General features: G+C 57.0%; 5 protein-coding genes and 1 pseudogene. 5 read left to right on the top strand and 1 reads right to left on the bottom strand.

Going from position 1 to position 8,114, the window contains the following annotated elements:
* From BMW49_RS24150 to BMW49_RS24135, 4 genes and pseudogenes are all read left to right on the top strand, one after another.
* Positions 1–186 (top strand): annotated as a pseudogene (locus BMW49_RS24150) (MFS transporter); the annotation flags it as partial.
* Between the two features lie 66 nt (positions 187–252).
* Positions 253–1,089: an alpha/beta fold hydrolase gene (locus BMW49_RS24145; RefSeq protein ID WP_069522599.1), complete on the top strand. Its 837-nt coding sequence runs from the start codon at positions 253–255 to the stop codon at positions 1,087–1,089.
* A gap of 183 nt (positions 1,090–1,272) precedes the next feature.
* Complete coding sequence (locus BMW49_RS24140) at positions 1,273–2,454, top strand: hypothetical protein (RefSeq protein ID WP_069522601.1); 1,182 nt, start codon at positions 1,273–1,275, stop codon at positions 2,452–2,454.
* A 572-nt stretch (positions 2,455–3,026) separates the two neighbouring features.
* On the top strand, positions 3,027–5,159 hold the full coding sequence (locus BMW49_RS24135) for a methyl-accepting chemotaxis protein (RefSeq protein ID WP_069522603.1): 2,133 nt from the start codon (positions 3,027–3,029) through the stop codon (positions 5,157–5,159).
* Between the two features lie 830 nt (positions 5,160–5,989).
* Here BMW49_RS24135 and BMW49_RS24125 read toward each other — a convergent pair.
* On the bottom strand, positions 5,990–7,177 hold the full coding sequence (locus BMW49_RS24125; protein WP_069522635.1) for a Fic family protein: 1,188 nt from the start codon (positions 7,175–7,177) through the stop codon (positions 5,990–5,992).
* A 497-nt stretch (positions 7,178–7,674) separates the two neighbouring features.
* On the opposite strand from BMW49_RS24125, the gene BMW49_RS24120 reads away from it, so the two are divergent.
* On the top strand, positions 7,675–8,114 hold a 440-nt coding region (locus BMW49_RS24120), incomplete at its 3' end, for an MFS transporter (RefSeq protein ID WP_244168417.1).

The raw sequence follows: 8,114 nt of genomic DNA, 5'->3' as shown, positions 1-8,114 counted from the left end.
TTGTTTATCGGTGCCGGTGGTGGTTTCGACCAGGCGGCAGGCTACAACTACGCGCTGTATTTCATCTCCGGGCTGATGGTGATAGCCGCGTTGATTACCGCGTTTTTCACGCGGGAAACCACCGGCTGGTTCCTCAAGCATGACCGGGCGCTGGTCTCCAAAGCGTCCTGCAACATGGACAACTAAGGCCTTAGGCAACACCTGAAATCTATAAGAAGTCCCTCTGGGATCAATAACATCAGGAGTTTCAACATGCAGCAATTAGCCGCTACAAAGGGTAAGAATATTCAGGTTAACGGCACTACATTGTGGGTTGCGGACACCGGTGAGGCAGAGTTGCCGGTGGTGCTGTGTCTGCATTCGTGCTTTCTCGACGGCACGATGTTCGACGGGCTGGTACAGGCCGCAGCTGGCAAGTTTCGCGTTATCCGCCCCGATTTCAGGGGCCAGGGTAAAAGCGCCCTGCACGATGTAGACATCATCACCATGGATGACTGCGCCGACGACATGCTGGCGCTGATCGAGGCCATGCAACTTAAAGACATCAACGTTATGGCCCAGTCCATGGGCGGTGATGTGGCTTTCCGGCTGATCGCCCGGCGGCAGGCGTTGTTTCGCTCGCTGGTGGTGGCAGGTTCGTCGGCCTGTGGCGAGCCGCCGGAGCAGGGCGCACGCTTTGCACAGTGGGTAGTGGATGCCGGCGAACAGGGTTTTACCGGTGAGATTCTCGACATGACCATGGAGGTGATGTTCGGCAAGACCACGCGCAATAACCCCGATAAACAGGCGCTGATGGCCTACTGGCGTGAGCGCATCGCCGCGCTGCCCAAAACCTTGCGCCCCGCCATGAAAGGCGTGATGCACCGCGAAACCTCAGTGCCCTTGCTGCCGTCAATCAGGATTCCGGTGCTGATCATCAACGGCGAGGAAGACATGCCACGGCCACCCGCCTGGTCCGATGAGATGAAGCGCGAACTGCCCAATGCCAAGCTCATGCGCCTGAGCAAGATAGGGCATAGCCCGACCCTGGAGGCGCCAGAGCAGGTGCTGCCGGCGATCATCGCCTTCTATTCCAACCCCAGCGTCTGAAGCCGGCGGCCGCCGCGGGCTGTTTGCCCACCCGGCTGTACTGTTGAAGGGCGTGGCCGGCGCGCCGGCGCTAGCGCCACACCCTGGGCGCGTTAAGGCGTCAATAACCCTGGCCAGATTGCAGTGTGTCGCTGCGGTTGGCCTGCTGCTGCCCACAATAACTACAAAATTGGGAGTATCACCATGAGCGCTACCCTTGCGCGTTTTATCCGTTGCATCACGCTGGTCCCCATGCTCGGCGCCTTCGCCGCGCCGAGCATGGCAGTTCAGGTGACCGACAACCTCAATCTCGGTGGCGCTGTCCGCGCCCGTTGGGACTATGACCCAGATCGCGATATCCAGAAATTCAACTTCGACACCGCTTTTCTCACCGCCACCTACACCTCCGATACTTGGATCGGTGCTGCCAAATACCGCTTTTATGGGCGCGCCTATCCCTACCAGTACACCGCGCATGTGGGCGATATCCAATTCGCCGAGTCGGCGTGGATCGGCTACCGGTTCAATCCCGAGCAGCAGGTGCATGTTGGCCTAAATCAGGTGCCCTTTGGGCTGCAGCCGTACTTCGGTAGTACCTTCTTCGAGACCTTGGGTAACGTCATCGGCCTGGAGGATCTTTCGCAAGTCGGCATCAAGTACATCCAGCAGCGGGGCGACTGGAATCTCCAGACCGGCTACTACCTGCGTCCGGCCTGGCAGGGGGAAGGCACCAGTAACGGTGCGACCTACTCAAGCGTCGTCTCTGAGGCCGACGATTATGTCGCCGACGGCAGCAACAACCAGGAGCGTCATACGCTGGTGGTGCGGCTGGCCAAGGCGCTGGAGGTTGGCACGTGGACAGCAGAAATCGGCCTCTCTGGCCTGTCCTCGGCCCTGGAGAACCAGGATACCCATGACGAGGGCCGCCGCAATGCGCTGGCTGTACACTACCTCGGCAAGAACGGCCCGTGGGGCGTGCAACTGCAAGCGGCGCGTCAGCAGATGTCGCCGCGTAACCCGGGGAGCGATGAGCGTGTGACCTTTGGCGGCTTTGACGGGACCTACAACGTCGCCAGCCGTGGCAACCTCTATGTGGCAGACCTGAGCTATGAGGTCGGTGGGAAGTACTTGTTCGAGCAAGTCAGCGGGGTCAAGCTGTATGCCAACTACAGCGCTTTCGATAAGTCCGCTGATGAGTTCAAGACCTCACAGCGCATTATTCTCGGCACCTCGTTCTCGCTGAACAAACTGTGGATCGCCACTGAATGGCTGTACGGCAAAAACGACCCCTATATAGGTGGCAGCAGCTACACCCAGAGCTTGGCGGCGGGTGGCAGTAATCAGTGGGAGAACCAGGTGTACATGAATATTGGTTATTACTTCTGATTTAACCCCGTAGTCAATTCTCCAGCGCCTGCCCAAGGGCGCTGATCCACCCGCATGATAAACGCGCTTACGTACCGCGTATTTATCGCAGCAGTGGGCGATGAAGCGTGCAATCCGGCCTGCAGGTAAGCCAATGGCAGCCTGATTAATCCGCATTCTGTAAGAGCGGCGGTTGCCCAACTGACGTTCTCGATTGCCGAGCCGAGTGCCTATCAAACGCACGTACTCCTCCCGGTTGCGTATAAATTTTTGTACAGCCTATTACCGTCAAGCACGTATTTCGCCGCTATTTCTACAAAATTTCGCGGGTGAGGCGATACAAGAGTTGATCCAGTGCCTTGGACGAGGGAGGTGCGTGAGATGGTCGTCATTTTGCTAACCCAGAAGGGCAGAAAGCATTGCTTAACAGGTGTAAAGTATCTGGCGAGAAGTGCGTGCGGCGTCTACACCTAGGGATATGAGGTGCAGGTGTCGTTTTTTGCACTCCTGATTTCAAAATCGGTTGATCTGAGGTAGGTACGCAGAGGCGTGGTTATCGCAGATTCTAGTCAGTCCTCCACGTGGTTTTTAATATGAAGTCGATCAGGTTCTCCATAACCGCTCTGGCGGGCGTAAGTGTACTGGCGGTGGTTATTGCCTTGGTGCTTTACGCATTTGTTACGACGTCGCGTACTCAGGAGTGGCAAGAGCAACGCACACACGCGCTATTCAATACGGTGATTGAGCAACACTTGCTGGCGCTAGCCACCGCTCAAATCAATAAAATCCAGCTAGAGCTGGATATACCTGAAACGCTTGCCAAGACACTGGCCGACACCGCTGCAGTAGTCGCCCAAGAGCATCAGGAGCAATCTGCTGGCGCGACTGCCAGTCGAGAGCATGTGGTCAACATGTTGAAGAGGGTGATAGAGACCAACTCCTCGCTGACCGGCGCCTATATGGGCTGGGAAACCAATGCGGTTGACGGGTTGGATGCCGATTATGCTGGGCGCAAAGAAGTCGGCTCGAATACCAGTGGGCGTTTTCTGCCGTGGTGGTTCAGAGGCCCGGACGGCACTATTGGCCTGGGAACTATTGACGATATCGAGAGTGAAAAGAGACTGCCCGACGGTGACCGTGAAGGCCACTATTACCTGTGCCCCAGAGAAACGAAAAAGCTCTGTGTGGCAGGGCCAATGCCCTATAACGTAGGCGGGAAAGTTATTCTGCTGGCCTCGTTCAATATGCCTATTTTGCATCAAGGAAAATTCTACGGTATTGGCGGTGCCAGCCTCTCGCTTAACTTTATTCAGACCTTGTTGGCAAAAGCCAACGCCGAACTTTACGACGGGGCTGGTGAGCTGGCACTGGTCACCCAGAAAGACCGGCTGGTTGCCTCTTCAAAACAACCCGAGCGAGTAGGCGAGGAAGCCAGTAAAGTGCTGGGGAACGATGCCATGACGCTGTTAAACGGTATATCAGGGAACAAGCCGATTTATCGCATTAATCAGCAAAGCCAGCAAATAGAGTTGGCCATCCCCTTTACCGTAGGCATAGACGATAATTACTGGACATTGATGATTCGTCTGCCCATGCAGGTCGTGATGAATGACCTGATGCACTTGCAGGGGGAGCTAAGCTCGCAGCGCACGGCGGATATTGTCGGGATGGCCATTGCGGGCATCATCGTGTCCTTGATTGGGCTGGTGGTTATCGCCTTTGTCGGTTATGGCATTTCTCGGCCGCTGAAAGAGGTAGTGGCCATGCTCGACGAAATTGCCAAAGGAGACGGCGATCTGACGGTGCGTTTAAAAGTAAACCGCGCCGATGAACTGGGTGATATTGCCAACAGTTTCAATACCTTCCTCAGCAAACTGCAAGGCATTATGGGCGATGTGGTCGTGTCGACACGCAAGATCAGTGAATCTTCGCTACACACCGCCTCCATCGCCACACGCACCAACACGGCGGTGCAGCAGCAGATGGCGGAGATTGACCAGGTGGCGACTGCCGTCCAAGAAATGAGTGCGACAGCGCAAGATGTGGCACGTAACGCCAGCCAGGCTGCTCAAGCGGCAGGGCACGCGGATCAAGCCGCCGGTAATGGCAAGCGCGTGGTCATGGCAACGTCATCCAATATCACGGCCCTGGCCGAAGAGATTGGTCGTGCCGTGAGTGTGGTACAGCTCTTGGCCAAAGACAGTGAAAACATCAACCTGATTTTGACCACCATCAGTGGTATTGCCGAGCAGACAAACTTGCTCGCGCTCAACGCGGCTATTGAAGCGGCCCGCGCGGGCGAACAAGGCCGTGGATTTGCCGTGGTGGCCGATGAAGTGCGTAACTTGGCACAGAAGACCCAGTTGGCGACCAAGGAAATTCATTCGATGATCCAGCAGTTGCAAAAAGGTACGCGCGAAGTGGTCAGCGTCATGGAGAAGAGCCAAGCCAGTACCAACGAGAGTGTTAAGCAAGCGGGGGATGCATCGACTGCACTGGATTCGATTACCCAGGCGGTTACGGTGATCAATGACATGAATAACCAGATTGCCAGCGCCGCAGAAGAGCAAAGTGCTGTTGCTGAGGATATCAACCGCAACATCATCAGTATCGGCCAGGTTGCCACCGAAGTAGTGGGCGGTGCTTCCGAGGCGAGTGAGGCAAGTCGGGAACTCACTATGCTTGCGGATGTACAACGTAACTTGGTCAATCAGTTCAAGTTATAAGTAGTAAAGCCTCGCCTCAAATGGTAATCAATGCTAGGGCGCATTGGAGGAGCTGAGCGCCCCTCGGCTCCTGCGCGACGGGATCTCCTACAAAAAGCGACAAATGATGCGTGGTGAGGCAACTAGGGTCTGTTCCCGTTTCGTTCGCGGCCGCGCCGGAGCCAGTTTTAGCGCGAGGCAAGGCACGAGATGCGAAGTTTAGTGGGCTAAATGAGCCATCGAGAAACGCTGCGTCGCGCTAAAACTGGCCCGGCCCTGCGGGTTGCGCGCAAAATCTCGCCATGCGGTGTTGGAGGACTTGGCAAGGGAATAACCATTCCCTGCGTCCTCCGCCTAGCGGAACGCCGCCCGGCCTGGCGAGATTTTTCGCAGCAACGCGGCTTGCGACGAAACGGGAACAGACCCTAAGGAAGGTCTGAAGTAGTCATGTGTTTCTTACTGACTTCAGCCTCTGCTGATTTTGAAAGCGGCAAGCCGATCCAGGCCGATCAGATCGCCCGCTCATGCCGGTGCGGTCTTCGCCCCGCCTTACAATCTCATTACTTGAAAATGCCGAAAGCTCTTACAGGCTTGGCCCTTCTATTTGAGCTGATTGAAGGCGGGCGGGAAGCCGTGGACGATGAGTCCACTGACCACGCCATAGACTGGCGAACTACTTGATGAGCCACGCCCGGCGGCTGTTCGTAGCGGCAATCAATAAAGCGCTAATCGGGGTAACCGTCGGATGACTACGGGACGCTAGAGCGGTTGACTCACTGCGACAACCTTTAGTGCCTGCAGGCCTCCCTGACGTGGACACGGTCCCGGTTATTACACCCGGGCCGGTAGGGTTACCAGAGGTAGGGGAACAGGAATTCGATTGAGTGCCGCGAGAGGTTCAGGGATACCGGTTTGCGACCGTCGAGCGTGATCAAGCCCTCTTTGGCCATCTGGCTCAGCAGGCCACGTGTGGTTCGTTCCCCGGCGCCAAGACGTGCCTGCAGTTCGGCACGCGGCTGGTCGCCCATGTAGAGCAGCGTTTTGTAAACTTCTCGGGCCTCGATCCGGAGCTCAGGCAAGGCATTGCCCTTGCTGTCCGAGAGTGCGCCACGGCTGCGAAGCTCGAAGTAGATGTTGATCCGCTCGCTAAGCCGTTCTGGATCCAGCTGGGCGCTGAAGTATTGCACCTGATCCAGCGCGGTCTCGGTGAAGTACTGGGTCCAGCGTAGCAGACCGCTATCCGACAGAATGCCGCGACCATCCTGATCGCCTTTGCGTGGGTGGTCGGCTGCATTTAGCCTGTCGTAATACACGGCGGTGTTTCTGGCGAAGCCACGGCTCATCGACCACAGCCCGTAGCCGCCAAAGCCTGCGGCTTTGAGGTACTGGTCGGTGAACAGGCGCCCTGTGCGGCCGTTGCCGTCCATGAAGGGGTGGATCCACATCAGCCGATGGTGTGCTGCAGCGGCGGCGAGGAAGCGCGACAGCCCATGGATCCAGTCCAGCCGGTACACGCGCTCGAATTGGCCGAGGTGGGCGAGCATCTGCTCGACGGTCGGCGGGATGTGGTGGCCGACGCGGACGCCGTGCTGGCGGAATTCGCCGGGGATCATGCGCACGATGTCGCCCTGTTCGTTCAGCTGGATATCCAGCATTTCCTCGGGCACACCGACATAGAACTCGCGGTGCAGGCGCGAGATTGAGTCCCGAGAGCACACCTCCACCGGGTTTATCGGGTCGTCAGTGAGGCGGCGCTGAGCCTCAATGTGGCGCTTGATCTCCTGAAAGTCTTTGCTGGTTTTGATCTCTTGGGGCGCGTCTTGGGCCTCAGCGCGCAGAATGTCGGCCGGTATCGTGGAGTTACCCTCAATCTTGTTGCTGTAGTACGAGTTAACCACGCGCAGCAGGTTGGTCATCGGCATACGTAGCGGGCGGGGGATCTTAGCGTGGAGATCCGCGTCGAGTCGCATGATCTGAACGATCTGCTCCTGCAGCTCCTCCGAGGCCTTGTCTTGGGGGATGAATGATGTGAATGACATTTGCCGATTAACTACCTTGCGTGAGGCCTTGTTAATAAAGATCTAGGCTATTTTCCGGCATTATTTTTTGCCGGTTCTATTGCCGGAATCATAGCATCCGTCGCCCCAACGAGCATCGTTGCCGGATGGCCGCCTCACCTGAGACAGGCAGCCGCCGTGGCCGGCCTTGCCTCTCCCAGGTTGTCAGCTGTACCCGACGGCTAGACCTGTGACGAAAATTCAAAGCTGGTGTGATTTTATTGCTATATCCGCTGAATCTCTCTCGGTCGTAGTCTCCTTAGCACGGTTTGGAACGCTCTCCGTTGTTCCGGTGCCGCCAGTACTCCGATGCTCGCCACTCACGATCATTCGGAACAATAAAAATAAAATTATCCGGAGATTTCCCTATGGGACTCGCGCAAGAAAAAGCCGGCGTCATTGCGTCCTTAACACGTGTTTCCAGGGGTGCGGGTACTGCTTCCTGGGGGGCGATGATTTTGCTCTGGCTGGTCTATGCCATGGATGCAAACTCTCGCCAGATGTTCTTTATGGTGTTGCCCTCGATTACCAGCGAATTCAAGACCAGCCCTGAGTTGACGGGTTTGCTGGCCGCTATCATCACGGTCGCCACATCCCTGATCGCCGTGCCGTGCATGATCTGGGCGGACAAGGGCGGGCAGGGCTGGATGCGCAAGTATCGTCACCTGCCCATCGTCATTGCCTACACGCTGTTCACCTTCCTCACGGGCCTGAACATCCTCACCGCTTCGCTGGGCATGCTGGTGGCCTTGCAGATTATTTCCCACGCATTTGGCGGTGCCGGGGAGGCCATCGAGGTCACCTCGGTGTCCGAGTGGTGGTCCAAAGAGCGCCGTGGTTTTGCCCTGGGCCTGCACCACACCGGGTATCCGTGGGGCACGCTGATTGGCGGCCTGGCGATCAGTGCGTTGCTCAATGC

This window comes from Pseudomonas cuatrocienegasensis, assembly GCF_900110925.1.
GTDB classification, from domain to species: domain Bacteria; phylum Pseudomonadota; class Gammaproteobacteria; order Pseudomonadales; family Pseudomonadaceae; genus Aquipseudomonas; species Aquipseudomonas cuatrocienegasensis.
Note: the sequence above shows the minus strand (reverse complement) of the source record. Positions and strands in the feature narration are given on the sequence as shown.